This window comes from Rhodovulum iodosum (genome assembly GCF_041020385.1).
GTDB classification, from domain to species: Bacteria; Pseudomonadota; Alphaproteobacteria; order Rhodobacterales; family Rhodobacteraceae; genus Rhodovulum; species Rhodovulum iodosum.
Genome location: NZ_JBEHHI010000002.1, coordinates 754,559 through 779,384, shown reverse-complemented (window position 1 = coordinate 779,384; position 24,826 = coordinate 754,559). Strand labels below are relative to the sequence as shown.

The 24,826-nt window shown below is 70.0% G+C and carries 20 protein-coding genes and 1 riboswitch; of the genes, 7 read left to right on the top strand and 13 right to left on the bottom strand.

What is annotated here, in order from left to right:
• The first annotated feature begins 22 nt into the window (after positions 1-22).
• The 3 genes from prfA to Ga0609869_RS12820 all read left to right on the top strand — a co-directional run bounded on the left by prfA (position 23) and on the right by Ga0609869_RS12820 (position 2,751).
• Positions 23-1,075: a peptide chain release factor 1 gene (prfA, locus tag Ga0609869_RS12830; protein ID WP_125405338.1), complete on the top strand. Its 1,053-nt coding sequence runs from the start codon at positions 23-25 to the stop codon at positions 1,073-1,075.
• A complete protein-coding gene (gene prmC / locus Ga0609869_RS12825; protein WP_125405340.1) occupies positions 1,072-1,902 on the top strand; it encodes a peptide chain release factor N(5)-glutamine methyltransferase in 831 nt (276 codons plus the stop codon). Before prfA ends, prmC begins: the two co-directional genes overlap by 4 nt.
• Before the next feature lie 234 nt (positions 1,903-2,136).
• Positions 2,137-2,751: a DUF4167 domain-containing protein gene (locus tag Ga0609869_RS12820; protein WP_125405343.1), complete on the top strand. Its 615-nt coding sequence runs from the start codon at positions 2,137-2,139 to the stop codon at positions 2,749-2,751.
• A gap of 11 nt (positions 2,752-2,762) precedes the next feature.
• On the opposite strand, the gene rsmA is transcribed toward Ga0609869_RS12820, so the two are convergent.
• The 6 genes from rsmA to lptF all read right to left on the bottom strand — a co-directional run bounded on the left by rsmA (position 2,763) and on the right by lptF (position 10,257).
• Positions 2,763-3,602, bottom strand: coding sequence for a 16S rRNA (adenine(1518)-N(6)/adenine(1519)-N(6))-dimethyltransferase RsmA (gene rsmA / locus Ga0609869_RS12815; protein WP_125405346.1), 840 nt, complete (start codon positions 3,600-3,602; stop codon positions 2,763-2,765).
• An 85-nt stretch (positions 3,603-3,687) separates the two neighbouring features.
• Positions 3,688-4,662, bottom strand: coding sequence for a 4-hydroxythreonine-4-phosphate dehydrogenase PdxA (gene pdxA, locus Ga0609869_RS12810; RefSeq protein WP_125405350.1), 975 nt, complete (start codon positions 4,660-4,662; stop codon positions 3,688-3,690).
• Positions 4,659-5,867 carry a peptidylprolyl isomerase gene (locus Ga0609869_RS12805; protein WP_125405353.1) on the bottom strand — a complete coding sequence of 403 codons (1,209 nt, stop codon included), beginning with the start codon at positions 5,865-5,867 and terminating at the stop codon, positions 4,659-4,661. Before Ga0609869_RS12805 ends, pdxA begins: the two co-directional genes overlap by 4 nt.
• Positions 5,868-5,892: 25 nt before the next feature.
• Positions 5,893-8,022 (bottom strand): LPS-assembly protein LptD, encoded by a 2,130-nt coding sequence (locus Ga0609869_RS12800; protein WP_245972265.1) that lies wholly within the window; start codon positions 8,020-8,022, stop codon positions 5,893-5,895.
• Position 8,023: 1 nt separating this feature from the next.
• Positions 8,024-9,124: an LPS export ABC transporter permease LptG gene (lptG, locus tag Ga0609869_RS12795; protein ID WP_125405359.1), complete on the bottom strand. Its 1,101-nt coding sequence runs from the start codon at positions 9,122-9,124 to the stop codon at positions 8,024-8,026.
• The gene (lptF, locus tag Ga0609869_RS12790; RefSeq protein ID WP_125405361.1) at positions 9,121-10,257 is read right to left on the bottom strand and encodes an LPS export ABC transporter permease LptF; all 1,137 of its coding nucleotides are present in this window, start codon (positions 10,255-10,257) and stop codon (positions 9,121-9,123) included. Before lptF ends, lptG begins: the two co-directional genes overlap by 4 nt.
• A 125-nt stretch (positions 10,258-10,382) precedes the next feature.
• Here lptF and Ga0609869_RS12785 point away from each other — a divergent pair, with 125 nt between their 5' ends.
• Together Ga0609869_RS12785 and Ga0609869_RS12780 are read left to right on the top strand one after the other, a co-directional pair.
• Complete coding sequence (locus Ga0609869_RS12785) at positions 10,383-11,852, top strand: leucyl aminopeptidase (protein WP_125405364.1); 1,470 nt, start codon at positions 10,383-10,385, stop codon at positions 11,850-11,852.
• 203 nt (positions 11,853-12,055) lie between these two features.
• Complete coding sequence (locus tag Ga0609869_RS12780) at positions 12,056-12,514, top strand: DNA polymerase III subunit chi (RefSeq protein ID WP_125405448.1); 459 nt, start codon at positions 12,056-12,058, stop codon at positions 12,512-12,514.
• A gap of 7 nt (positions 12,515-12,521) precedes the next feature.
• Here Ga0609869_RS12780 and Ga0609869_RS12775 read toward each other — a convergent pair whose 3' ends face one another.
• From Ga0609869_RS12775 to Ga0609869_RS12765, 3 genes are read right to left on the bottom strand one after another with little or no spacing between them, the layout of a single operon-like run.
• Entirely contained in the window at positions 12,522-13,103 is a 582-nt protein-coding gene (locus Ga0609869_RS12775; protein WP_125405367.1) for a retropepsin-like aspartic protease family protein, read from the bottom strand.
• A gap of 59 nt (positions 13,104-13,162) precedes the next feature.
• Positions 13,163-13,783 carry a MarC family protein gene (locus Ga0609869_RS12770; protein WP_125405370.1) on the bottom strand — a complete coding sequence of 207 codons (621 nt, stop codon included), beginning with the start codon at positions 13,781-13,783 and terminating at the stop codon, positions 13,163-13,165.
• A 3-nt stretch (positions 13,784-13,786) separates the two neighbouring features.
• A complete protein-coding gene (locus Ga0609869_RS12765; RefSeq protein WP_125405373.1) occupies positions 13,787-15,637 on the bottom strand; it encodes an ABC-F family ATP-binding cassette domain-containing protein in 1,851 nt (616 codons plus the stop codon).
• 122 nt (positions 15,638-15,759) lie between these two features.
• Between Ga0609869_RS12765 and ndk the strand changes: the two genes are divergently transcribed.
• The gene (gene ndk / locus Ga0609869_RS12760; RefSeq protein WP_125405376.1) at positions 15,760-16,182 is read left to right on the top strand and encodes a nucleoside-diphosphate kinase; all 423 of its coding nucleotides are present in this window, start codon (positions 15,760-15,762) and stop codon (positions 16,180-16,182) included.
• Between the two features lie 97 nt (positions 16,183-16,279).
• On the opposite strand, the gene Ga0609869_RS12755 is transcribed toward ndk, so the two are convergent.
• From Ga0609869_RS12755 to Ga0609869_RS12740, 4 genes are all read right to left on the bottom strand, one after another.
• Entirely contained in the window at positions 16,280-16,441 is a 162-nt protein-coding gene (locus tag Ga0609869_RS12755; protein WP_170168817.1) for a hypothetical protein, read from the bottom strand.
• Between the two features lie 209 nt (positions 16,442-16,650).
• The gene (locus Ga0609869_RS12750; RefSeq protein ID WP_125405379.1) at positions 16,651-17,379 is read right to left on the bottom strand and encodes an META domain-containing protein; all 729 of its coding nucleotides are present in this window, start codon (positions 17,377-17,379) and stop codon (positions 16,651-16,653) included.
• A gap of 53 nt (positions 17,380-17,432) precedes the next feature.
• Positions 17,433-21,206 carry a translocation/assembly module TamB domain-containing protein gene (locus Ga0609869_RS12745; RefSeq protein ID WP_125405382.1) on the bottom strand — a complete coding sequence of 1,258 codons (3,774 nt, stop codon included), beginning with the start codon at positions 21,204-21,206 and terminating at the stop codon, positions 17,433-17,435.
• Positions 21,203-22,990: an autotransporter assembly complex protein TamA gene (locus Ga0609869_RS12740; RefSeq protein ID WP_245972267.1), complete on the bottom strand. Its 1,788-nt coding sequence runs from the start codon at positions 22,988-22,990 to the stop codon at positions 21,203-21,205. The genes Ga0609869_RS12745 and Ga0609869_RS12740 overlap by 4 nt, the downstream gene beginning before the upstream one ends.
• Positions 22,991-23,557: 567 nt before the next feature.
• A riboswitch (guanidine-I (ykkC/yxkD leader) is annotated at positions 23,558-23,664 on the top strand.
• A gap of 91 nt (positions 23,665-23,755) precedes the next feature.
• Between Ga0609869_RS12740 and Ga0609869_RS12735 the strand changes: the two genes are divergently transcribed.
• The gene (locus tag Ga0609869_RS12735) at positions 23,756-24,808 is read left to right on the top strand and encodes a putative urea ABC transporter substrate-binding protein (protein WP_125405385.1); all 1,053 of its coding nucleotides are present in this window, start codon (positions 23,756-23,758) and stop codon (positions 24,806-24,808) included.
• The last annotated feature ends 18 nt before the right edge of the window (positions 24,809-24,826 follow it).

The window sequence follows — 24,826 nt, the reverse complement described above, 5'->3', positions numbered from 1 at the left end:
GCGCTTCGGGCGACAGAACGCCATGGTCCCCCTTGAGAAACTCGCCCAGATCACCCAGCGCTTCGAATATCTCGAGGCGCGGCTCGCCGAGGGCGCGGCCGAGGATTACGCCCGCGTCGGCCGCGAATACGCCGAGCTGAAGCCGGTCGCCGAGGAAATTGCGGCCTACCGCCAGTTGCTCGACGATATCGCCGAGGCCGAGGCGATGCTGGACGACCCGGAGATGCGTGCGCTGGCCGAGGACGAGCTGCCCCTACTCAGGGCCCGGCTGCCCGAGCTCGAGCAGGCGCTGCGCCTCGCGCTCTTGCCCAAGGATGCCGCCGACGCGCGCCCCGCGATCCTGGAAATCCGCCCCGGCACCGGCGGCGAAGAGGCCGCGCTCTTCGCCGGTGACTTGTTGCGCATGTACCAGCGCCATGCCGAAGCCAAGGGATGGAAGCTGTCGATCATCGAACTGGCCGAGACCGAACTGGGCGGCATCAAGGAGGTCATCGCCCGGATCGAGGGCGAAGGCGTCTTCGCGCGGCTGAAGTACGAATCGGGCGTGCACCGGGTGCAGCGGGTGCCGGCCACGGAATCGGGCGGGCGCATCCACACCTCGGCGGCCACCGTCGCCGTGCTGCCCGAGGCCGAGGACGTGGATATCGACGTGCCCCAATCCGACATCCGCATCGACACGATGCGCGCCAGCGGCGCCGGGGGCCAGCACGTCAACACCACCGACTCGGCCGTGCGGATCACCCATATTCCCACCGGCATCGTGGTGACGAGCTCGGAAAAATCGCAGCACCAGAACCGCGCCATCGCCATGCAGGTGCTGCGCGCCCGGCTGTTCGACCTCGAACGACAGCGCGCCGAGCAGGAGCGCGCCGCCGACCGCAAGGCGCAGGTGGGCTCGGGCGACCGGTCCGAACGCATCCGCACCTACAACTTCCCCCAGGGCCGCATGACCGACCACCGCATCAACCTGACGCTCTACAAGCTCGACCAGGTGATGGCCGGCGATCTGGACGAGGTGATCGACGCGCTGGTTGCCGACGACCAGGCGCAAAAGCTCGCCGAGATCGAGGGATGACCGCGGCCGAGGCGCTGGCCGCCGCCGTGCGGCGGCTGCGCGCGGCCGGCGTCCCCGACGCTCCCCGCGACGCCAGGCGCCTATTGGCGCACGCCGCGGGGGCCGCGCCCGAGCGGCTGACCCTGATCCTGCCCGAGCCGCTGTCGGACGGGGCGGCGGCCCGCTTCGACGCGGCCATCGCGCGGCGCGCCGGCCGCGAGCCGGTCTCGCACATCATCGGCACCCGCGCCTTCTACGGCCGCAGCTTCCGCGTGACAGGCGATGTGCTCGACCCGCGGCCTGAGACGGAAACGCTTGTAGAGCAATCTCTTGCAGAGCCTTTTTCAACCGTTCTAGACCTAGGCACCGGCTCGGGCTGCATCCTGCTGACGCTCCTGGCCGAGCGCCCCGGGGCCACCGGCCTCGGCACCGATATCTCCGAGGCGGCATTGGCGATTGCCCGCGACAACGCCGCGCGCCTCGGCGTTTCCGGTGCGCGCTTTGCCCAATCCGAGTGGTTCACCGCCGTTGCCGGGCAATTCGACCTGATCGTGTCGAACCCGCCCTATATCGCCGCGGCCGAGATGTCCGGCCTCGCCCCCGAAACCCGCGACTGGGAGCCGCATCTCGCGCTCACTCCGGGCGGTGACGGGCTGGCGGCCTACCGCGCCCTCGCGGCCGGTGTTGCTGCCCACCTTTCGCCCGGCGGGCGCTGCCTGGTCGAGGTCGGCGCGGGGCAGGGCGCGGCGGTTGCGTCGCTTTTTCGCAGGGCGGGTCTTGACGCGGTGGCGGTTCATCCCGATCTCGATAGCAGAGACCGAGTGGTGTCGATGCGCGCGCCCGCCTGACAAGGGCCGGAAGCGGTGCATAGCGACCACCCGGGGCGCGCAAATGCCCGCACGGGGCCATTTTTCGCTTGTCTTGCCCCTGCCCCCGTGCTTAGTCGGAACAACGAGCAGTGGGATGCCTTTGGCTGTCCCCCTCGCGTGTAAGCCAGAAATCGCCCGGTTCCGGTGGTCTCCCGACGCAAGGGGCGTCGCGGCCGGCGGGCGAAGCAGAACAAGGCTGGAAACCAGTAAAGCATGAGATCATCCAAGTCACGTTCGCGGTCCAAGTCGAACCGCTCGCGCTCGATGGGCAATATCGTCAACCGGGTGTTTGACAGTTCCGGCCCGGAGGGCAAGGTCCGCGGCACGCCGCAGCAGATCATCGACAAGTACAACCAGCTGGCCCGCGATGCGCAACTTGCCAACGACCGCGTCGCAGCCGAGAATTTCCAGCAGCATGCCGAGCACTACGCGCGCCTCCTGGGCGAGGCCCAGCGCGAGCAGGACGCCCGGCGAGAGCAGCAGGAGGCGCAGCAGAACCGCGAGCGCCAGCAAAACGGGCAGCAAGGTCAGCCGCGCGGCGAGGACGAGCCCCAGCGCGACGACCGCGGCGCGCAGCCGCAGCCGCAATCCCAGCCGCAATCCCAGTCGCAGCCCGACCGGCCCGCCCCGTCCTCCGATGAGGCCGACGATGTGATCGACCTCGACGGCGGCGCCGATAGCGGCCTCGTCGAGACGCCCGAGGAAAAGGCGCCTAGGCGCCGCAGCCCGCGCAAGCCGCGCGCCAAGGCCGGTCAGAAGTCCGACGCCGAGGCCGACGGCGGCTCCGATTCCGACAGCCCGGCCCCCCGCGCCCCCGCGGCGGAATAACCGCCCGGGCCCTAGCGGGCCACTTCCCGCGCCAGCGCGCAGAACCCTTCGACCGGCACCTGCTCGGCCCGGTCGGTCGGCGAAAGGCCTGCGGCACGCAGCCGGTCCTCGATGTCCGGCGCCAGCCCCTTCAGGCTGGCCCGCAGCATCTTGCGCCGCTGGTTGAACCCCGCGGCCACCACCCGTTGCAAAACCTCCGGATCGGCCGGAAACCGCGGCGCGGGCAGCGCCCGCAGATGCACCACGGCCGAGCTTACCTTGGGCGGCGGCAGAAACGCCTCGGCCGGCAGCCGCATCGCGATCCGTGCCTCGCAGCGCCACTGGGCCAGCACCGCCAGCCGGCCATAGGCCTTGCCGCCCGGCGCCGCCACGATCCGTTCGGCCACCTCGCGCTGGAACATCAGCGTCAGGCTCTCCCAAAACGGCGGCCATATCTCCGGCGTCAGCCAGCGCACCAGCAACTCGGTGCCGACATTGTAGGGCAGGTTGGCCACCACCTTCACCGGCGGGGCCAGGTGCGCCGCCACATCGACGCGCAGCGCGTCGCCCTCCAGAACGCTCAGCCGCCCCGGATAGGCCGCCGCGATCTCGGCCAGCGCGGGCAGGCAGCGCGCATCCTTTTCCACCGCCACCACGCGGCGCGCGCCCTCGGACAACAGGCCCCGCGTCAACCCGCCCGGCCCGGGCCCCACCTCCAGAACGTCCGCGCCGGCGAGGTCCCCGGCCACCCGCGCGATCTTGGCCGTCAGGTTCAGATCGAGCAAGAAATTCTGCCCCAGCGCCTTTCTGGCCTGCAGCCCGTGGGCGGCGATCACCGCGCGCAGCGGCGGCAGATCGTCGATCGCGCTCACGCGGCCGGGCCTTCTTCTGGCTGAAAATATCCGCCGGGGGTCCGGGGGTGGCAAACCCCCGGCGCCGGCGTGGTGCGCACCGGCATCACGCCCCGCGCGCCCGCGCCATGTCGCGGGCCATCTCCAGCGCCGCGATCAGGCTCGACGGGTCGGCCCGGCCGGTGCCTGCGATGTCGAAGGCGGTGCCGTGGTCGGGCGAGGTGCGGATGAACGGCAGGCCAAGGGTGACGTTCACACCGCCGGCGAAATCCAGCGTCTTGATCGGGATCAGCGCCTGGTCGTGATACATCGCGATCGCCGCGTCGTATCCGGCCCGCGCCCCGGCATGAAACATTGTGTCGGCCGACAGCGGCCCTGCCAGCGCCATCCCCTCGTCGCGCAGCCGCTCCAGCACCGGGCCGATCAGCGCGATCTCCTCGCGGCCCATCGCGCCGCCTTCGCCGGCATGGGGGTTCAGCCCCGCCACCGCCAGCCGCGGCGCGTCGATGCCGAAATCGCCGATCAGCGAGGCGTGGGTGATCCGCAGCGTATCTTCCAATAGCTCCGCGGTCAGCGCGCCGGGCACGTCGCGCAGCGCGATGTGGATCGTCACCGGCACCACCCGCAGCGCCGGGCAGGCCAGCATCATCACCACCCGGTCGACGCCGGCCAGGTGCGCCAGGTACTCGGTATGGCCCGGATGGGCAAATCCCGCCCCGTCCTGCAACGCCTTCTTGTGGATGGGCGCGGTGCACAGCGCGCTCGCGCGGCCCTCCTGCACCAGCTCCACCCCCCGCGCGATGGCGGCGATCACGGCGGCCGCGTTCTCCGGCGCGGGCCGGCCGGGCACCGCCGGCGCCGGAAACGGCTGGGCCAGCACCGGCAGCGCGGTCGCGGCGGCATGCAGCGCCTCTTCGGGGGCATGGATATGGGCCACGGGCGTGCCGTCGGGCAGGTGCGCGGGGTCGCCGATCCAGAAAAACGGCAGCCGCGCCCCCAGCGCCTCCCACGCCTTGACGGCGATCTCGGGGCCGACGCCGGCGGGCTCGCCGCAGCTCAGCGCGATGGCGCCGCCGCTCATGGTTCGCGGATGATCGCGTCGGCGCGGATCTGCGCGAGGTAGCTTTCCGAGTACGAGCCCAGCCGCTGGTTCACCAGCCGCCGGCGCACTTCGGCGCGGTCGGGCGCCTCCTCGATCGCCGGGGTGCGCCCGCACAGCATCAACAAGACCCGCGCGCCGCCCTGGGTAAGCGCGGTCGACACCTCGCCCTCGTCGAGCTTGGCAAGCTCCAGCGCGACGTCCTGCGGCACCTCGCTCACCGGTTTAACCTCGCGGGTCAGCAACTCTTCGGGCTGGCCCTTGGCGACGCCGTAAAGGTCGTCGCAGGTGTCCAGTTGGGCGCGCACGCGCGCGGCCTGCCGCCCGTCGTCGCCGGGCAGCAGCAGCCGCGCGTATTCGACCGAAACCGTCTCGGGCTCGGGCAGGCCGGTCTCTTCGATAGCGCGCAGCTGGAACAGCGCGATCGCGTTGGGCACCGGGATCGGGTCGGTCACTTCGCCCGGACCCAGCACCAGCACCTGCGCAGCGATCTGCGGCGGCAGGTTCGCAAGCGGCAGCCAGTCCAGACGGCCGCCGCGCCCGCGGGTGGGCGCGACCGAATAGTCGCGCGCCGCCGCGGCAAAGGCACCCGGCGTGGAGATCTGGCTCAGCCGGTTGGCCAGCGTCTGGCTTTGGGCCTGCCGCTCCGGCGTGTCGGCGGGCAGGATGATCTCCGACAGCAGCACCCGCGCGCCGCCGCGCTGCGAACTGAGCGCGAGCGCCCGGTCGATCTCGGCCTCGGTGACCTGGGCCCGCGGGCCGAACCGTGCGCGGATCACCTCGCGCCAGGCGATGCCGGCCTCGACGAAGTCGCGGAAGGTTTCGGGCGCGATCCCCTCGCTGGCGAGCCCGGCCAGGAATTCCTCGGTGCTGAGGTTGGCGCGGCTGGCGAATTCCGCCATGCCGGCCTCGATCTCTTCGGGGCCGGGGCGGATGCCCATCGCCGCGGCCTCGGCCATGCGCAGCCGGTCCTCGATCAGCCCGTTCAGCGCGACCTCGTCGAGATCGCCGGGGGTGTTCAGGACCTGGACGAAGCGTCGGCGCTGGGCCAGTTCGTAATTGGTGATGGCCCGGTCGTTGACGATCAGCCGCGGGGCGAAGGGCCCGCCCTGCTGCGCGGCGGCTGGACCGGCCAGCGCCCCCAGTGCCAGAGCGATCACGGTCAGAAATGGGATCAGTCGGGTCATCGTGGCGTCCGTCTTGGCGTTTCGTCTATCGGGCGCAACTGCGCCGGTAGGCGCGCCCGTCACGGCCCGCGCCGAACCCGTTGAGCGCCACCGTCAGCCCGAAATCGGTGGTGGGCGTCACACTAGTCGAGGACGTGAACCGACGCGAGAGGGAAAGGCCCACGGTGACGCATTCGTTGCGGTATTCCAGCCCGAGGCCGGCGCGCGCTGTGTTTTCTTCGACGAAATCGTACCGCCAGTCGGCGGTGGCCGTCCAGTTCCGCCGCAACTGGTAGGCGGCATCGGCCACCCATTCCGATGCGTCCTCGGGGCGGTCCTCGGCGGCGTTGGCGGCCATCCAGATCAGGCTCGAGGCCAGCTCCACCCGTTGGCCCTGCCAATCGAGCCTGAGCTCGCCATGGGTCAGGTCGAACCCGTCGTCGAAAACCGCGCGGTTGATCACCGACAGCCCGTCGGACAGGTCCAGATGCAGCGCCGTCAGCCAGTCCGACCGGGTGCCGTCGAGCCCCGAGCCGGAGGCGAACTGGCCGGGGTCGTCCTGGCGCAGCACCCGTCCCGCGGTCAGCCCCAGAGACCAGCCGGCCGGGTCGTAGCGCGTCCAGGTGACGCCCAGGTTGGCGCGCAGGCCGGTCTCGCGCCGGTCGGCCCCGGCAAAGCGGCTGAGCGAGTAGAGATTGCCCTCGTCGAAGGCCACCAGCACGCTGTCATCGTTGGGGATCGTGCTGTCATCGGCGTCGCTCCAGACCAGTTGTGCCACGGGCTCAAGCACATGGCTGGCGCCGCCCCGGCCCGCGCGGGCCAGCGGCCAGCGCATCTCGACCGCGGCAAAGGGCGCGGCGCGCGTGTAGCTGCTGTCGGCGCTGTCGTCGTCGCCGATGGCGTAATGGTCGATGGCAAGCGCACCCTGCGCGGCCAGTTTCAGGCCCGCCGGGCCGGTCCATCCGCGCCGCCAGTCGAGATCCACGCTGGCGCGGCCCACGTCGCGGCCCAGCCCGTCGGTTGCGTTGCCGGAACTGCGCCGGTGGCCGTGCAGCGTGAAGGCCAGGTCGGCGGTGCCCCCCAGGGCAGGCGGCACAAAGCGGCGGCGATAGCTCAGGTCGGTCACGATCGTGGGCTGGGTGGCGTTGCTTTCCGAGGCGCGCAGCGTGTTGAAATGCACCAGATCGGCGGTGATGATCTCGCCCCGCCGCACGCGCGTGATCTCCAGCGTGCTTTCCAGCCGGTCCTTGTCGGAATAGTCGTAATCCAGCAGATAGGCCGGGTCCGAACTGCTCTCGATGCCGAAATCCAGCTCAAAGCCGCGGGGCAGCAGGAAATAGCCCTCGGCAAACAGCGAGCTGCGCAGCTCTCCTTCCCTCAGATCGTCGCGCGAGCCCGTGGCGTTCAGCTCGATCCAGCCGTGGCGGAACGCCTGGCGGTACCGCAGCTCCAGCGTTCGGGTCCGGTTGGAGGACAGGTAGGGCGTCACCGTGAGATCGGCACGATCGCCGAGCGCAACGAAATAGGGCAGCTTGATACCGGTGCCCAGGCGGTTGTTGACCCGTACCTCGGGGACCAGAAAGCCGCTGGCGCGTTTCAGCGTCGGGTCGGGCAGGCGCAGCCGCGGCAGGTAAAAGACCGGCACACCCACGACCTCCAGCCGGGCGTGGTCGAAATAGAGCTGCCGCTCCAACTCGTCATGGATCACCCGCTTGGCGCGGATCTGCCACAGCGGCACCGGGTTTTCGGGGCAGACCTGGCAGACCGAGGCGACCGTGCTTTCCAGCCGGCTGAAGCGGCCCTGTTCGCGGTGCAGCTCGGCGGCGGCCAGCTGCAACTGCTGGCGCAACACCAGGCGCGCGCTGCGCATTATCCCCTCGGACAGGTCGGGGGCCAGTTCGGCGCTGTCGGCCAGCAGGATCGTGTCGGGCCCGTTCGTGACGGTGATCGGCCCTTCGATGGACAGCCGGTCGGTCATGCGGTCATAGCTCACCCGCGTGGCCTTGATCCGGGCCTCGCGGAACAGCACCTCGACCGAGCCCTCGGCGATCAGCCGGTCCTCGCCCTCGACGGCCACCCGGTCGGCGATGAGCGTTGCGGGCGCATCCTGCGCCACGGCCGGCACGGCGATGGCCAGCGCCAGCATCGCAGACAGGGCGGCGGCAAGGCGGCGCATCTCAGCCATCCTCCAGGTGCAACAGCAGCCCGAGAGCAAAGAATATGCCCGCCACCGGCGGAGCCCAGGCGGCCAGCGGCACGGGGATCTGCCCGTTCTCGCCCAGAACCTGCGCGAAATTGCGCAGGAAATAGAGCGCCAGCGCCAGCCCCAGCGCCAGCATCACCATCGTGCCGGTCCGCCCAAAGCGGATATGGCGCATGGTAAAGCCCGCGCCGATCAACACCATGGCCGCAAAAAGCAGCGGCAGCGATAGCTCCATCTGCAACCAGACCCGGTGCTGGCGGGCGGAAAAGCCTGCATGTTCCAGATCGTCGATGAACTCGGGCAATTCCCAGATCGGGATCGCCGAGGGCGTTCCGAAACTGTCGCGGATGCGTTCGCGCGTCAGGTCCGAGTCGAGGCGGAACTGCGGGTAGACGGTGGCGTCGCGCTCTGGGTTGTCGGTGCCCGCGCCGAGATCCCACCGCTTGGCCCGGCGCAATTCCCACGCGCCCGAGGTCAGCTCGGCGCTGGTCGCGGCGATGCGGAAGTCGGGGCTGCCGTCCGGACCGAAGGCCAGGAAGGTGACGTCGTAAAGGCGCGTGCCGTCGAAATTGGCCCGGGCCGCGCGGATCACCATCTGCCCCTCGGGCGTGCCCTGGCGCAGCCAAAGCCCCTCGTCGGATATCGACAGCACGCTCTGGGCGCTTTGCGATTGCCGCGCCGAAAGCTGGTCGTAGGCGGTCCTGGTGCCGGCGACGATGGGGTTCAGCACCGCCACCGTCACCACGCCGAAGAGCAGCGCGGTGATGACCGGCGCGGCGAGGCTGCGCAACGCCGAGCGGCCCGCGGCACGGGTAACCACCAGTTCGGATGTGCGCGCGAGGCCCAGAAACAGCACCAGCGTGGCCAGCGCCACGATGAGCGGCAGGATGCCGTAGACACTGGAAGGCACGTTGAGCGCGGCCAGGTGGAACGCCCCGGTCAGAGTGATCTCGCCGATATCGTAGTTGCGGATCTGTTCGACCATGTCGATCAGCAGCAGGAAGATCGAAAAGAGCGCCAGCAGCGACAATACCGCCAGCGCGAATTTCCGGGCGAAGTAGAGGTGCAGGGTCATTGCGCCACCTTTCGCCTTGGCGGGGCGAGCCAGCGCCAGTGCTCGGGCCGGGCGCTGATCCAGAGCAGGACGAGCGCGATCAGGGCGCCGGTCGCTGCCGGCAGGTAGACCGCGGGCCAGTGCGACGGGTCCTTCCGGGCGAAATCGGCCACGGTGTTGTCCATCAATTGAAGGCCGATCAATAGCATTAGCGCAAGCAGGATCTGCCGCCACAGGCCGAACCGGCTGAAGCCGCCCAGCATCAGCGCGGCAAAGCCGATCAGCGCGCCAGAGACCGCGATCAGCGGCTGGCCGGTACGGGCGTGCCCCTCGTAAAGCAGCTCGGCCCGGCTCTCGCCGGTGGCCTTCAGCACGGCGGGCGTGGGGGACAAAAGCTCTGCCGTCGACAGTCGGCGCGGATCGACCCGTCGGGGCGATCCCGCCTCGATCAGCCCGCTGAGATCGTAGGACAGGTCGCGGAACCCGGTGGTGGCCAGCGTGCCGGGGCCCTCGCGCAGGGTCTGCGCCATGCCGTCGAACATCAGAAGCTTCGGCCCGGTATCGCCGCTGACCAGCAGCGCGCGCCTGGCGGTATAGGTGGTGCGCTGGCTGGCCGGGCGCGCGTCGGACAGGAACACATCGCGCAGTTCGCCCACCGGCGTGATCTCGCGGATGTAAAAGGTGATGCCGTCGGCTGGGTGCAGGAACTGCCCCTCGCGCAGCAGCCCCGCGGTGACGTTCTCGGCGATCTCGGCCTGCCGGTTGGCCAGCTGCGCCCGGCTGGCGGGCACCAGTACATGCGTCAGGATGCTGGTCAGCAGCGCCACGCCAAGGCCGAAGACGACCACCGGCCGCGCCAGCCGGAACGGCCCCAGGCCCATCGCCTGCATCACCACCAGCTCGCTTTCGCTGGTCAGCCGGTTGACGGCATAGACCACCGCGGCAAAGCCCGACACCGGCAGAACCAGGCGGATCACGTTGGGCAGCGTCAGCGCGGTGAATTCCAGAAACACCGCCGCAGACTGGCCGCCGCCGATCAGCGTCTCGAACAGCGCGACCGCGCGGTTGACCCAGTAGATCGAGACCAGCACGAGCGAGAAGAATCCGAAGAATACCGTCAGTTGCGACAGCAGGTATCTGTCGAATCTCGGCACACGTCCCCCCGGGTCGGTAATGATCGCGGGCGACGGTAGACGAAATGGCGGGGCGGTAAAACTGCTATCTGGTCAAGCCAAGGGGTGCAGGCTAGGTAGAGGGCGCAGGAACAGGGAGAGACGCCATGAGCACGCCGATCGGGATCACCTTCGCCGAAAACGACCTCGACGCCATTGCCGAACAGACCGGCCGCATCGCGGTTTTCGTGGGCGAGGAGGCCAAGCTCGACCAGCTTGCCCGGCGGGTCAACCGGCTGTGCAAGGGCGCGCTCGCGCGGTTCGTCGAAAGCGCGGCGTTTTCCAAGTTGAAACCCGGCGAGGCGGCGTCGCTGACCAGCCCCGCGGGTATGGAGGCCATAGCGATCGACGTGGTGCGGCTCGACCGCCGCCCGACGCGCAAGGACGCCCGCAAGGCCGGTGCCGCGCTGGCCAAGCTGCAAGGCGACGCCGACGTTCTGGTGCTGGCGGGCGCCAACCGGGGCGCGGCCGATATCGCCTTCGGGCTTGCGCTCAGGGCCTACGATTTCGACGTGCACAAGACCGGCGAAAAGACGGCGCGCGGCGCGGTCAAGGTGATGGCCAGCAAGCCCGAGGCCGTGGCCGCCGATGCCGGGCCGATGGCGGCGCTTGCCGAGGGCGTGTTCTTTTCGCGCGATCTGGTCAATGAGCCTGCCAACGTGCTGACAACAGACGATTTCGCGGCCCGCCTCGCGGCGATGCACGAGCTGGGGCTCGACGTGGAAATCCTCGAAGAGGACCAGTTGAAAGAGCTGGGCATGGGCGCGCTTCTGGCGGTGGGCCAGGGGTCGGACAGCCCCTCCAAGGTGGTGGTGATGCAGTGGAAGGGCGGTGCCGACGACCAGCCCCCGCTGGCCCTTGTCGGCAAGGGCGTTGTCTTTGACACCGGCGGCATTTCGCTGAAGCCTGCCCAGGGCATGGAAGACATGACCATGGACATGGGCGGCGCCGGGGTGGTGGCCGGTGTCATGCGCACGCTGGCGCTGAGGAAGGCCAAGGCCAATGTCGTGGGGCTGGTGGGCCTGGTCGAGAACATGCCCTCGGGCAACGCCACGCGGCCGGGCGATATCGTCACGTCGATGAAGGGCGACACCGTCGAGGTGATCAACACCGACGCCGAGGGGCGGCTCGTGCTGGCCGACGTGCTTTGGTACGCGCAAGAGCGGTTCGCCCCAGCCGGTATCGTCGACCTTGCCACGCTGACCGGCGCCATCATCATCGGGCTCGGCCACGAGAATGCCGGCGTGTTCTCCAACGACGACGATCTTTGCGCCGCCTTCCTCAAGGCCGCCGAGGCCGAGGGCGAGGGCGCGTGGCGGATGCCGCTGGGCGAGGCCTACGACAAGCAGCTCAAGTCCACCCTCGCAGACATGAAAAACGTGGGCGGCCGGCCCGCGGGCTCGATCACCGCGGCGCAGTTCCTGAAACGCTTCGTCAAGGACGGCACCCCTTGGGTGCATCTCGACATCGCCGGCGTGGCCAGCGTCAAGGAAGAGACCATGCTCGCGCCCAAGGGCGCCACGGGCTGGGGCGTGCTGGCGCTCGACCGGCTGGTGGCCGACCGTTACGAGGGATAGGGGCGGGGGGCCGTGTCACACGCCGCGATACGCACGCGCGTCCGGGGCGCTCTGGTGCAGGATGGGCCCGGCGACGCCCAAGCCGATCCGATATGCCGCATGGGCCGCGCCCGACGCGCGCCGCACGGGGCGCGTCAGGGGCAAAGCTGCCGCTTGCCCGGTTCGGGCGACACATGCGCCGATGCCGCGCGCGCGGGCGCGTGATGGGGTCCGCGCTGTTTTACCACCTCACCCGCCGCCCGCTTGAGGCGACGCTGCCGATGCTGCTGGACAAGGCGCTGGCCCAGGGCTGGCGCGTGGCGGTGCGCGGCACCGACCGGGGCCGGCTGGAATTCCTCGATGACCGGCTCTGGATGGGCGATGGCTTTCTGCCTCACGGGGTCGCCGGCGGAGGCTTCGACGCCGACCAGCCGGTGCTGCTCACCACCGCACCCGAGGCGCCCAACGGCCCGGCCTGCCTGATGGCCGTCGACGGCGCCGAGGTGGCCGCGGAGGAGGCCGACGGGCTGGAACGCATCTGCATCCTCTTCGACGGCAACGACCCGGCGGCGGTCGACCGGGCGCGGGCCCAGTGGAAGGCCCTGACCGGGGCCGGGGTGGCGGCGCAATACTGGTCGGAAGAGTCGGGTCGGTGGGAGAAGAAGGCCGAAAGCGGGGGCTGAGCCCGCGCTACCGCGTCAGCACCAGCATCCCGTCGGCGATCTCCATGCGCGAATAGCGCTGAAGGTAGGCCATGCCCAAGAGCGAGTCCTGCATCTGCCCGGCATTGACATAGGCACGCATGTTCTTGTCCACCACCGGGCCGAGGCGCACCTCCTCCAGCCAGACGGGGGCGGTCTGGACCGCGCCGTTGGCGGTGTGCGCGGTGCCGCGATAGACCAGATTGTCCGGGTCGAGCCCCACGCGCACGGCATCGGCCCGTGTCAGCACCATGTCGGTGGCGCCGGTATCGACCACGAAACGCACCGGCGTGCCGTCGATCTGCAACATGAGATAGTAATGCCCGTCGGGCGCGCGCGGCACCTCGATCCGCCCGGCCTCGGCAAAGACCGACTGGCGCGGGGCCACCTCGCGGCGGATGTCGGACCACAGCCCGGCCACGGCGATCGCCCCGAGAAAGATCAGCCCCCAGACCGCCGCCTGCTGGGCGATCTTGCCGGGGCGGTCGCGGTTGGCGGCCACGAAATACCCCGCGATCGCGAGCCCCAGAAGCACAAGGTAGATCAGCCGTGCCGTCTCTTCGCCTGCCATGACGATGCTTTCCTCCGTTTACACCCAGATATAGGGGGTCGCGCCGCCGGCGGGAGGGGTCATGTCGGCACAAGGCCGAAATCGGCCAGCCCGTCCAGCACGAACTGCACCGAAAGCGCGGCCAACAACATCCCCAGCAGGCGGGTCACGACATTGGTGCCTGTTCGCCCCAGCGCGCGTTCCAGCGGCCCCGCGGCGAGAAACAGCACCAGCACGATCCCGACCACGGCCAGCATCGCCAGATGGATCAGCAGCATCGCCAGCGGGTCGCGCCCGACCTGGCCGGTCAGCAGGATCATCGTGGCCATGGCGCCGGGCCCCGCGATCAGCGGCGTGGCCAGCGGAAAGACCGACGGGTCGGGCCGGTCGTCATGTGCCTGGTCCTCGCGCCGCTTGGTGCGCCGCTCGAACAGCATCTCCAGCGCGGTCAGGAACAACAGCAGACCGCCGGCGATGCGAAAGGCGGGCATCGAGATGCCGACCAGCGCAAGCACGGATTCGCCGAATACGCCAAAGAGCGTGAGCAGCCCCACCGCGATGGCCGCGGCGCGCAGCGCGATCGCGCGGCGTTCGGGCCCCGGCATGCCCTGGGTGATGGCCACGAAGAGCGGCGCCAGCCCGATCGGGTCGACGATCACGAAAAGCGTGACGAAAGCGGAGATGTAAAACGTCAGCTCCACGGGCTAAGTCCGTGCGGTTTCTAGTTTTTCGAGGGCCTCCATCCACAGCGCCTCGGCCCGGTCCATCGCCTCTTCCACCTCGGCGAACTTGCGCTGCCACAGCAGGCGCTCGTCCTCGCGGTGGGCCTCGTAGATCTTGGGGTCGGCCAGCTTTTGCGACAGCTTCTCGCGCATCTCGGTCAGCTTTTCGACGCGGGCCTCGCATTTGCGCACCTCGCTGCGCAGCGCCGTCAGCGCATCGCGCGACGGGCGCCGGGGCGCGGCCGTCTTGGCCGGTTTCGGCGCCTCGGGCGCGGGCGCGCCCAAGAGCATCCGGCGGTAGCTTTCCAGATCGTCCTCGTAGGGCGCCACGCGGCCGTCCTTGACCAGCCACAGCCGGTCGGCCACCAGCGAAAGCAGGTGCATGTCGTGGCTGACCAGGATCACCGCGCCCGAGTATTCGGTCAGCGCCTCGACCAGCGCCTCGCGGCTTTGGATATCGAGGTGGTTTGTCGGCTCGTCGAGGATCAGCATGTGCGGCGCGTCCAGCGTGGCCAGAAGCAGCGACAGCCGTGCCTTTTGCCCGCCCGACAGCCGCGCGACCACCGTTGCCGCCTGATCGGCCCCCAGGCCGAACCCCGCCAGCCGTGCGCGCAACCTCGTCGGTGCCTCGTCGGGGCGTTCGCGGCGCAGGTGGTCGAGGGGCGTCTCGTCGAGGTGCAGCTCGTCCACCTGGTGCTGCGCGAAATAGCCGATCCTCAGTTTCGAGGACGTGGTGATGCGCCCCGACAGCGCGTCGAGCTTGCCGGCCAGCAGCTTGGACAGTGTCGACTTGCCCTCGCCGTTGCGGCCCAGAAGGGCGATCCGGTCGTCCTGGTCGATCCTCAGCGACAGGCGCGACAGCACCGGCGTGCCGTCGTAGCCCACCGCCGCGCCTTCCAGCGCCACGATGGGCGGCGACAGCGCGTCGGGCTGGGGAAAGGTGAAAACGGTGCGCGCGGCATCCTCGGGCGCGGCGATGGGCGTCATCTTTTCCAGCATCTTCAACCGGGCCTGGGCCTGGCGGGCCTTCGACGCCTTGTAGCGAAACCGGTCGACGAAGCTTTGCAGATGGGCGCGGCGCGTTTCCTGCTTTTTCGCCTCGGCGGCCTGCACCGCGCGGCTGGCGGCGCGGGCCCGGGCGAAGGCGTCATAGCCCCCGGTCCAGAGCGTCAGCTTGCGGTCTTCCAGGTGCAGGATGTGGCCCACGGCGCGGTTCAGAAGCTCGCGGTCGTGGCTGATCACGATCACCGTGTGCGGGTAGCGGGCCAGGTAGCTTTCCAGCCAGAGCGCGCCCTCGAGGTCGAGGTAGTTGGTCGGCTCGTCCAAGAGCAGCAGGTCGGGCCGGGCAAACAGCACGCCGGCCAGCGCCACGCGCATCCGCCAGCCGCCGGAGAAGGCCGAACAGGGCATCGCCTGCTCGGCCTCGGTAAACCCCAGCCCCTTGAGGATCGCCGCGGCGCGGCCCTCGGCCGACCAGGCGTCGATATCGGCCAGCCGGGTCTGGATGTCGGCGATGCGGTGGGGGTCGGTGGCGGTCTCGGCCTCGGCCATCAGCTCTGCCCGTTCGGCATCGGCGGCCAGGACGGTGTCGATCAGCGCGGTCTCGCTGGCCGGGGCCTCTTGCGCGACGCCGCCGATGCGGGCCTGCGGCGGCAGCGAGATGGCGCCCGATTCCAACGCCAGCTCGCCGCGGATCAGCCGGAAGAGCGTGGTCTTGCCGGCGCCGTTGCGGCCCACCAGGCCGACCTTGTGCCCGGCGGGAATCGTGGCGCTGGCCTCTTGAAACAGCGGACGGCCCTCGACCGCGTAGGTGATGTTTTGGATGCGCAGCATGGGGCGGGTGTGCCGCAGGCATCCGGGCGCGTCAATCGCGGCTTTTCAAGGCGCAGGGGCCGTGGTAGCAGAGCCGCGATTTTCAAGCCGCGGCATGGGCCGCGACCACCGAGGGAACCCAGATGGCCATTCAACGAACCTTTTCGATCATCAAGCCCGACGCCACCCAGCGCAACCTGACCGGCGCGATCAACGCCAAGTTCGAGGCGGCGGGGCTGCGCATCGTCGCGCAAAAGCGGATCAAGCTGACGAAAGAGCAGGCGGGCGTGTTCTACGCGGTCCACAAGGAGCGTCCGTTCTACGACGAGCTGTGCGACTTCATGGCCTCGGCGCCGATCGTCGTGCAGGTGCTGGAAGGCGAGGACGCGATTGCCAAGAACCGCGAAGTGATGGGCGCGACCAACCCCGCCGAGGCGGCCGAAGGCACGATTCGTAAGGAATTCGCGCTGTCCATCGGCGAGAACTCGGTCCATGGCTCGGACGGCGAGGACACCGCCAAGGAAGAGATCGCCTATTTCTTCTCCGGCCTCGAGTTGGTGGGCTGAGGCCAGGAGGTCTGAACAGCGCCCGGCAAGAGCCTCGATGAGGCTTTTGCGCGCGTAGCGGACTGGGCCGGCCCCGAAAGGGGGCGGCCTTTTCGCGTCAGATGCTGGCCCAGTCGTCGAACGGGGTCGGCGGGCGCGGCCGGTCGTCCGGGTGGTCGTCCGGGCGGTCGGCGGGCCGGGCCTTGGGCTTGTCCCGGTTGGGCGCGTCTGAGCGCTCTTCGTCGGGGCGTTTCGGCGGGATCGGGTCCTTGCTGGCCATGGTGTGTCCTCCACTTGGTCGATCCCGCCAGTATGCCGGCCAAGCTGGGCGGCGCCGGGGCGGCCAGGGGGCGGTCGAGCGGCCGAAACGTGCCGGGCGGGATGCGACCGGTGGCAGGGGTCTTGATGCCGGGCAAACCCGCGCGGATGGGTGCAGAAGGAATATGCGGGCGCGGCCTGCCGACCGCGTTCGGTCAGGCCGGCGGGGGGCTAGCGCCAGCGTTCGGGGTCGCGGTCCAGTACCAGCGTGGCAGATCCCCGCTCGGGCCCGAGGCGCAGCTGCCCTGTAAGCGGGTCGAAGGACACCCGGCGCGCGGTCTCCAGCGCCTTCACCAACCACCGCTCCTGCGCATCCAGCGCGCCCGGGCAGGCCCGCCGCGTGACGGCGAGCCCGCCGGCCAGCTTGAATGCGGTGCCGCTGATCTTGACGCTGCCGCGCAGGAAGTTGCAGCCGGTATTGCCCCATATGCTGCCGCTGTCGGAAAACGCGATCCAGGCCTCGGCGCGCACCCGCCCGTGGCCGGGCATGGCGATCAGCCGCCAGGCGCTGCCCAGCTTTCCCTGCGGGTCGCCGGGCTTGGGCGGGGCCGGCGGCGGGCTGCCCTCGACCAGGGCACCGGCAAACACCCAGCCATCGACACCGCGGTAACGGATCTTGCACCAGCGGCGCAGCAGCGCCGCACGCTTTTCCGCGCCCGTGGCCACGGCGCGCTCGGCATCGCTCATCCCGTCGATGCAGCCCAGGTTGCGCAGATGGTCGGTGCCGGCCGGGATGCGGCCCAATTGGCGGTCGCCGCCCGAGGGCCCGGCATGCATGCTGAGCGCCTGGTCCGATGCCTGCCCCGGCACGCGAAAGAAATCGGGCCCGTCGGCATTGGCCCAGGCGGGCAGGGCGAGCAACAGCAATGCGGCGATCAGGCTGAGGCGGGGCAGGGTCATGATGCGGGCTCCGGAGGGTCAGAATGACGGGGCCAGATTAGCACACCGCCCCGTCAATAGTCGCGTTCGAAGTACACGCCGATCCCGCTCTCGCCCTCGCTGGTGGTACGCCCGCGCACGGTGATCGAGTCGGTCAGGTCGAGGTTGAGGTCGATCTCGGTCTTGCCTTCGGAATTGACGGTGACATCGGTGTAGACGTTGTCCGACAGGTATTTGCCGGCGCGCAACTCGGTGTTGCCGTCGTCATCGGTGGTGATGTCGAGATCGTCGAGCCCGGCCCCGGCGCGCAGCCGTTCGACGATCGACACACCGCTCTTGCCGGCCAGGGTGCGGACCGCACTGGCCAGCTGAAGCGCCTGCAATGCAGACAGATCTTCGAGATCGCGATTGAACAGGAGCTGTGCCAGAATTTCGTCCTCGGGCAGTTCCGGTTCCGAGGTGAAACGGATTTCCGGTTCGCTGGCGGCCCCCTCGACGATGATCCGAACGGTCACCTCGCCGCTGTCGGTTTCGGCCAGCAGGTAGAGCGTCGGGTCGAAATCCCCCTCGAGCTGGGCCCAGCCCTCGGTCATCATCAGCCGCTGGCCAAGGATGTCGAGCCGGCCGCGCACCAGCTCGAACCGGCCCGAGGGCTCGATGGCGTTGGTGGTGCCGCCGATCCTAAGCGAACCGCCGAGTTCGGCATCGAGGCCGCGGCCGCGCAGGAAGATACGGTTGATGGCGTTGATCCGGAGATCGAGCGCAAATCCCGGCCCGGCGGAGCCGCCATTGCCATTGCCGTCGGCGCTCTGCAACAGCCCGGCGCGGGCCCGTGTGGCGCGGCTCTGCCCCGGCTCGGTACGGTGCGCCAGCCCATCGGGGATGGTGCCGCCGCCGCCAAGCCCGGTCGAGGGCACGCGCACTTCGGTCCCGTCCAGTTCGATCGTGCCGGCGATGCGGCCGCCGCCGGTCAAAGGCCCCGAAACCGTCAGCGTGCCGTCCAGCTCGGTCTGGTAGAGCGCGGGGTCGCTGACCACGGCGTCGTCCAGCACGATGGTCAGATCGGCCGGGAACGGCGGCGAGAGCGTGACCGGTCCGGTCACGCGCAGCAGGCCGCCCTGGCCCAGCCGGCTTTCCAAGGCCAGATCGGCACGCCCGGCGGCCAGCCCGACCCGCGCCGAGATATCTTCCAGCGCGATGCGCAGGGCCGGCGCGGTGGCCCGCGCGCCGCTGGTGGTGATGCTGCCTGCGAGGTTTTCCAGCGCCGGCGCGCCCTGAAGCCGCAGATCGAAATCCGCCGTGCCCTGCACCGCGCGCGGCGCGATGAAGGCATTGGCCAGGCCCAGCGGCGCGCGGCCCGATAACGTGAGGTCCATCCGCTGCGCCGCGGTGCCGTCGATCTGCACGGTGGTACCGCCCGGCCCCTCGGCGCCGAGCGCCAGCCGCACGCCGCCGTCTTCGGGTGTCACCGTCCCGCTGACCGAGAGCGGCCCCGGGAAATCGGGCGCGATCAGCGCCAGATCGGCCAGCCGCGCATCGACGGCCATGGTATCGGAGCCTGCGCCTTGCGGCTGGACGCGGGCACGCAGCACCGGCGTTTCGACCGAAACGCGGCCCGGCACGACCTGCCCGTCTTCCAGGGCGATATCGGCCGAGAATGTGCTGCGCCCGGCAAGCAGCCTGTCGGCTTCGGCCTGGCCCACGCGCAGATCGCGCCCGGTGCCGTCGAGCGTCAGGCGCACGTCGCGCGGACCCAGCGCGCCGCTGCCCTCGACGCGCGCCTCGAGGCTGCCGGCCAGCGGCCGGCCCGCCAGATCGGCATAGCGCGACAGGTCCTGTGCCGAAAGGGTGAGGCGCGCCTCGAAATCCTGCGCCGCGCTGGCCGGGTCGAAGGCGCCGTCTCCGGTCACGCGCAGCGCGGGCGCGGTCAGCGTCAGGTCGCTCAGCGCAATCGGGCTGCCGGCGGTCCAGCCGATGCCGGTGGTCAGCTCGACCGGGCCAGCCGGGGCGCCGGGCAGGATCAATTGCGGCGAGGCCAGCCGCGCGGCCAGATCGAAGCTGCCGCTCTGGCTGTTCAGCCCGCCGCTGGCATTGGCCGAAAGCTCGGGCGTGACGATCTCGAAGGCGTCGATGCGGCTGCCCTCGGCATCGCGGGCGGCGCGCAGGATTAGCCGGCTGGCGCCCCTGAGCAGCGGGTCGGCCATCGGTTCGCCCACGGCCAGGTCCTGGCCCTCCGCGCTGAGCGCCACGTCGAAGCTGCGGTTGAGAATGGTGGCGCTGCCCTCGATCTCGGCGGCGACCGCGCCGCCCAGGCTGCGCCCGGCCAGTGCGGAAAAACGGTCGATCCGGTCGGCATCCAGCACGATTCGGCCAGAGGCGGGCAGCCCGTCGGCGGCGGGGTCGATCTGGCCGCTGCCGGTCAGGTCGATCCCGGCGCCCGACAGCGCCAGCCGGTCCAGCCGCACCGGCGCACCGTCCTGCCAGTCGATCTGCGCCTGGCCGGTCAGCGCCTCGCCCAGCGCGTCGGAAAGCGCGGCATCGGGAAATCCCAGGCCCTCGGCGACGAAGTCGAGCGCGGCCGAGACCGCCCTCTGGCCGCGCCGGGAAATCGTGCCGGTTCCCGACAACTCGGCCCGGTCCATCTGAATGTCGGGCCTGTCGAGGTCGGAAAGCTGCGCCCTGGCCGCCCAGGCATCGCCATCTGCGGCGTCAAAGCGCGCGGCGATGTCGGCGTGGCGCAGGGTGGTGGGCGCGCCGGGTACGGGCAGGCGCAGCGGCGCGCCGCCGGGCGTGCCGATCTCGCCGGTCAGGTCGAAGGCATCGGGCAGGCCGTCGGCGGCCAGCGCCAGGGTGCCGTTCAGCGTCAGCGCGGCGGCATCCAGCGCCAGCGTGTCGATCTCGAGCCGCCCGTCGGGCAGGCGCTGGGCCGAGAATTGCAGCGCGGCGCGGTCGCCGAAGAACGGGTGCAGTGCGGGTTCGAGCAGCGCGGTCAGATCGCCCGAAACATCGGCGCCGAAGCGGCGCGCCGGCGGCGTGCCTTCGGCGGCGCCGGGCAGGGCGGCCTCGGCGGTGGTGATCCTGCCGGTCAGCCGGTCCTGTCCGTCGGTGGCCAGCGCCAGTTCGGCCGCGTAGTCGGAAATCGGCGCGGTGCCCGCGACGGTGAAATCGACGCTGGGCGCGCCGGGCAGGCGCGCGAGCGTGGCCAGGATCCCGCCCGGCGCTTCGGACAGCGACAGGTCGAGCGCCAGCACCCGCGTTTCGTTGTCGTATCCGGCGTCGAGGTCGATCTCGCCGCTATCGGCATCGAGCCGCAGCATTTGCAACTGCGCCTCGCCGGCGCCATCGGCGAGTGTCAGCGAGCCGGTGAAGGAAAACGTCGCCGCCTGGCCCAGTACCGGCTCGCCCAGATCGAGGCGCTGGGCGGCGATCTCGCCGATATTCACCGAAACCGGCAACTCGGGCAGGCTGAACGGCTTGGCCTCGGTATCGGCCAGCTCGGGCCCCTTGTCGCCGCCGCCTTGCGGCAGGCGCGCCAGCACGATTTCTTCCGCAGAAAGCCGCGCCACCTGGAGCCGCCCGCGCAACAGCGCTGTGCGCGACCAGTCGAGTTCGGCGTTGCGCAGCGTCAGCCAGATGCCGTCGGCATCGGCGACGGTCAGCTCGTCCAGCGTCGCCTGTGACGACAACGCCCCCTCGAAGCCGGTGATGTCGACCGAGATCCCTTCGCCCGAGAGGTTGTCCTCGATCAGCCGTTCCAGAAGGCCGCGGTCTTCGTTGTCCTGCGCGGCGGCCGGCAGGGCGAGGCACAGCGCGAGCGCTGCGACGATATATAGGTGCAGCCGTCTCAAAACGCTTGCCCGATGCCGATATAGATTTGCACGCCGTCGCCGGTATCGCCCTGGATGGGGGCGCCCACATCAAGCCGGATCGGCCCGATGCCGGTGTCGTAGCGCAGACCGAGGCCCGCGCCGGCATGCCAGTCGCCGCCCTCGCCCGGTACTTCGCCATCGCCGATATGGCCCGCATCGACAAAGCCCACGACCCCGATCGACCGGGTGATCCCGGTGCGCAGTTCCATCGACAGCCCGACGAAGCTGCGCCCGCCGCGGCTGTCGTCGTTGCCCAGGTCGACGGCAAGCGACTGGTAGGGCTGGCCGCGCACCGTGCCGCCGCCGCCCGAGTAGAACAGCCAGTCCGACGGCACCGCATCTGCCGACGCGCCCAGCAGGCTGCCCATCTGCACCCGGCCGGCCACCACGACGCGTTCGCCAAAGCCGCGATAGGCCCGCGCATCCGCATAAAGCCGCGCGCCGTTTTCGGGGTTGTCGAGCCCCACGAAGGGCTCGGCCTGCACCGACAGGTAGGTGCCCGTGCGCGGGTCGAGTTCCGAGTCGCGGGTGTCGCGGGTCATCGAGACCGGAAAGCTGAGCTGGGTGATCTCGCGGTCGCCCAGGTCGTCCTCGATCTCGGTGTAGCGCACCAGAAAGCCGGCGCTGCCCTCCAGCGTGTCCGAAAAGATATGGCTGAGCCCGGCGCCGACGGTGATGTCGCGCTGCTTGTAATCAGGCTCGTCGTCCGCGGATATCTCGCCAAGGACGTAAAGCGCGGTGTCGGGCGTGAACGTGGCCGGCCGCTCGAAAAGCGCGCCGAGCGAGTAGTCGATGCCGCCCGTTTCGCCCGACAGCCCGGCGATCTCGGCGCTCAGGCGCAGCCGTTCGGCCCCGCGCAGCAAGTTGCGGTGCATCCAAAAGCCCGACAGCGTCAGCCCGTCGGTGGTGCCATATTCGGCGCCAAAGCCCAGACGGCGCTTTTTCTCGTCGACCAGCGCGGCGGTGATGTCGAGCGTGCCATCGGGGTTTGCGGCATCGGCCTCGCGCAGCGCGACCGAGCGGAAGGTGCCGGTGCGGCGCAGCCGTTCGGTGCTGGCCTGCAACTCTTCGGGCGAAAACACCTCGCCCTCGGGCAGCCCGGCGATGGCGTGAACGCGTTCGGGCCGCACCCGCGTCCGGCCGTCGATCGCAAGCCGGCCAAAGCGCAGCCTCGGGCCGGGGTCCAGCCGCAACCGGGCATCGAGCGTGCGGGCGTCGTGGTCGGCGACCACGCTCTGGTCCGCAAGCGCCGCCTTGGCGTGGCCCGCGTCGCGCCAGGCGGCGATACTGGTCCGCCCGGCCTGTTCGATCAGCGAGGCGCGCGCGCGTTTGCCTGCCGCGAACCCGTCAGGAAGTTCGGTGCCCGGCGCCAGCGGTGCGATTTCGGCGCGAGAAAAGCGAAAACGCGGGCCGGGGTCGACGGTGATCGCCACACGGTCGATGCGGGCGGGCGCGCCGAAGGGCGGCAGATCGGCCACCTCGCGCCCGTCGACCCGGATGTGAATGACGCCACCGTAATAGCCCTGCGCGTAAAGCACACCCAGCAACCGTGCGTAATCGGCGCGCGCCGCGGCCAGAAGATCCTGCGCTTCGGGCGGCGGGTCGGCGCGTCGGGCCTCGACCGTGAGCGATGCGTTTTCCAGCGCCTCGCCGAGTTCGGTGTCGTCGCCGTCGGCGGTCAGGCGCACCTCTACGGCCCGCGCAGCCTGGCCAAGCCAGAGGCCGAGCAGCAGTATGGCAAGCGGTGTGGAGACGCGTCGCAAAGACAAGTTGGAATCGCTCGATCAGGTTTTGAACAAGTATAGCGGCGCTTGGGCGTCCGTCCATGCCCGGAACGCCAAAACGCCGGGCGGGCGACGGATCGGCGGCGGCGCCTCGGGGGCATACCGGCGGGGGCCGCACGACCGCCGAGGATTGAACCGCCCGCACTTGACCGGCCGGCCGTCGGCCTGGAGGCGGGGCCGTCCGGGTGGCGGGCCGAAGATGCACGACCTCGGCGCGCTTGCGGCCGCGCCGGGGTCCGGGCCGTGGCGGGCACGCCCCGTTGTCGTCCGTGCCATGTCGCGCGGGCGGTTGGCCAAGGTCGTCGCCGTCGGCGGGCGTACCGCTCGGCGTTCGTCGGGTTTGTCCGAGGCGCCGTGGCGGCAGAGGTCCGGCTGTGGCCCGCGGCGGGTGCTGACGGGCGCGTTTGCCGATGCTGGCCATCCCCTTCCGCCCTCTTTCGGGGCGATCAGGCTGCATTGCGCCCAAAAGGTAGGCAAATGCGTTCCGTTTCGGGCCGTTCGTCCCGCCGCGCTTGGGCGCGCGCGGCGGCGCGTCGTTAACTGATCGCGCAGGGCACTTAGGGTTCCGCCCGGATACCGGGGACTGGTCCAAGAAGTGCCGCCGGGGCGGCAAATTCCGCCAAGGTACACGGCGGGCCAAAATCCCGGGAGAGTACTGCGCCGGTTCGTTCCGCGCCTGTGACTCCTTGTTCCGCCCGCGGACCGGCTACCACCTTTGGCGGGACGCAGAGGGAGCCGAACACCATGAGAAACGCCACCATCCTGTCCGCCGCCGTGCTGGCCGCAGCCCTGGGCGCGCCCGCGACGGCCGAGGAAAAAACCGAGTTCAAGCTGGCCTGGTCGATCTACGTGGGCTGGATGCCCTGGGGCTATCTGGAAGACTCCGGCATCATGGACAAATGGGCCGACAAATACGGCATCGATGTCGAGATCGTGCAGATCAACGACTACATAGAGTCGATCAACCAGTATACGGCCGGCGCCTTCGACGGGGTCTCGGCCACCAACATGGACACGCTGTCGATCCCCGCGGGCGGGGGCGTGGACACCACGGCGCTGATCGTGGGCGACTATTCCAACGGCAACGACGCGGTGATCCTGAAGGGCGAGGGCGACCTGACCTCGCTGGCGGGCAAGCCGGTGCACCTGGTGGAGTTGTCGGTGTCGCATTACCTGCTGGCCCGCGGGCTCGACAGCGTGGGGCTTTCCGAGGCCGACCTCGACGGGGTGATCAACACCTCCGATGCCGACATGATCGCCGCCTACGCGCCGCAGGATGTCGAGGCGGTGGTGACATGGAACCCGCTGGTTTCGAGCATCATGGAACAGCCCGACGCGAACAAGCTGTTCGACAGCTCCGACATTGCGGGCGAGATCATCGACCTGATGGTGGTCAATACCGAGACGCTGGAAGACAACCCCGCCTTCGGCAAGGCGGTGGCCGGCGCCTGGTACGAGTTGATGGGCCTGATGGCCGCCGGCGACGAAGAGGTGCTGAGCGCGATGGCCGAGGCTTCGGGTACCGATCTGGCCGGCTACAAGGCGCAGCTCGACTCCACCGAGATGTTCTATGACCCCGCCGCGGCGGTGGCCTTTGCCGAGGGCGCCGATTTGCCCAAGACGATGGTCAACGTGGCCGAGTTCCTGTTCGACAAGGGCATCCTGGGCGAGGGCGCGCCGAGCCCCGATTTCGTGGGGGTCGCGTATCCCGACGGCTCGACCACGGGCGATGCGGACAACGTCAGGTTCCGCTTCGACACGACCTACATGCAGATGGCCGCCGACGGCGCGCTCTAAGGCCCACGCGCCCCGGCC

Excerpts from the sequence above, each read along its gene's own strand:
- Ga0609869_RS12805 (WP_125405353.1), bottom strand. The coding sequence starts at position 5,867 with ATGACCCGACTGATCCCATTTCTGACCGTGATCGCTCTGGCACTGGGG.
- Ga0609869_RS12800 (WP_245972265.1), bottom strand. The coding sequence starts at position 8,022 with ATGCGCCGCCTTGCCGCCGCCCTGTCTGCGATGCTGGCGCTGGCCATC.
- lptG (WP_125405359.1), bottom strand. The coding sequence starts at position 9,124 with ATGACCCTGCACCTCTACTTCGCCCGGAAATTCGCGCTGGCGGTATTG.
- ndk (WP_125405376.1), top strand. The coding sequence starts at position 15,760 with ATGGCCATTCAACGAACCTTTTCGATCATCAAGCCCGACGCCACCCAG.
- prfA (WP_125405338.1), top strand. The coding sequence starts at position 23 with ATGGTCCCCCTTGAGAAACTCGCCCAGATCACCCAGCGCTTCGAATAT.
- Ga0609869_RS12775 (WP_125405367.1), bottom strand. The coding sequence starts at position 13,103 with ATGGCAGGCGAAGAGACGGCACGGCTGATCTACCTTGTGCTTCTGGGG.
- Ga0609869_RS12780 (WP_125405448.1), top strand. The coding sequence starts at position 12,056 with ATGGGGTCCGCGCTGTTTTACCACCTCACCCGCCGCCCGCTTGAGGCG.
- prmC (WP_125405340.1), top strand. The coding sequence starts at position 1,072 with ATGACCGCGGCCGAGGCGCTGGCCGCCGCCGTGCGGCGGCTGCGCGCG.
- Ga0609869_RS12820 (WP_125405343.1), top strand. The coding sequence starts at position 2,137 with ATGAGATCATCCAAGTCACGTTCGCGGTCCAAGTCGAACCGCTCGCGC.
- Ga0609869_RS12755 (WP_170168817.1), bottom strand. The coding sequence starts at position 16,441 with ATGGCCAGCAAGGACCCGATCCCGCCGAAACGCCCCGACGAAGAGCGC.
- Ga0609869_RS12750 (WP_125405379.1), bottom strand. The coding sequence starts at position 17,379 with ATGACCCTGCCCCGCCTCAGCCTGATCGCCGCATTGCTGTTGCTCGCC.
- Ga0609869_RS12765 (WP_125405373.1), bottom strand. The coding sequence starts at position 15,637 with ATGCTGCGCATCCAAAACATCACCTACGCGGTCGAGGGCCGTCCGCTG.
- Ga0609869_RS12735 (WP_125405385.1), top strand. The coding sequence starts at position 23,756 with ATGAGAAACGCCACCATCCTGTCCGCCGCCGTGCTGGCCGCAGCCCTG.
- pdxA (WP_125405350.1), bottom strand. The coding sequence starts at position 4,662 with ATGAGCGGCGGCGCCATCGCGCTGAGCTGCGGCGAGCCCGCCGGCGTC.
- Ga0609869_RS12785 (WP_125405364.1), top strand. The coding sequence starts at position 10,383 with ATGAGCACGCCGATCGGGATCACCTTCGCCGAAAACGACCTCGACGCC.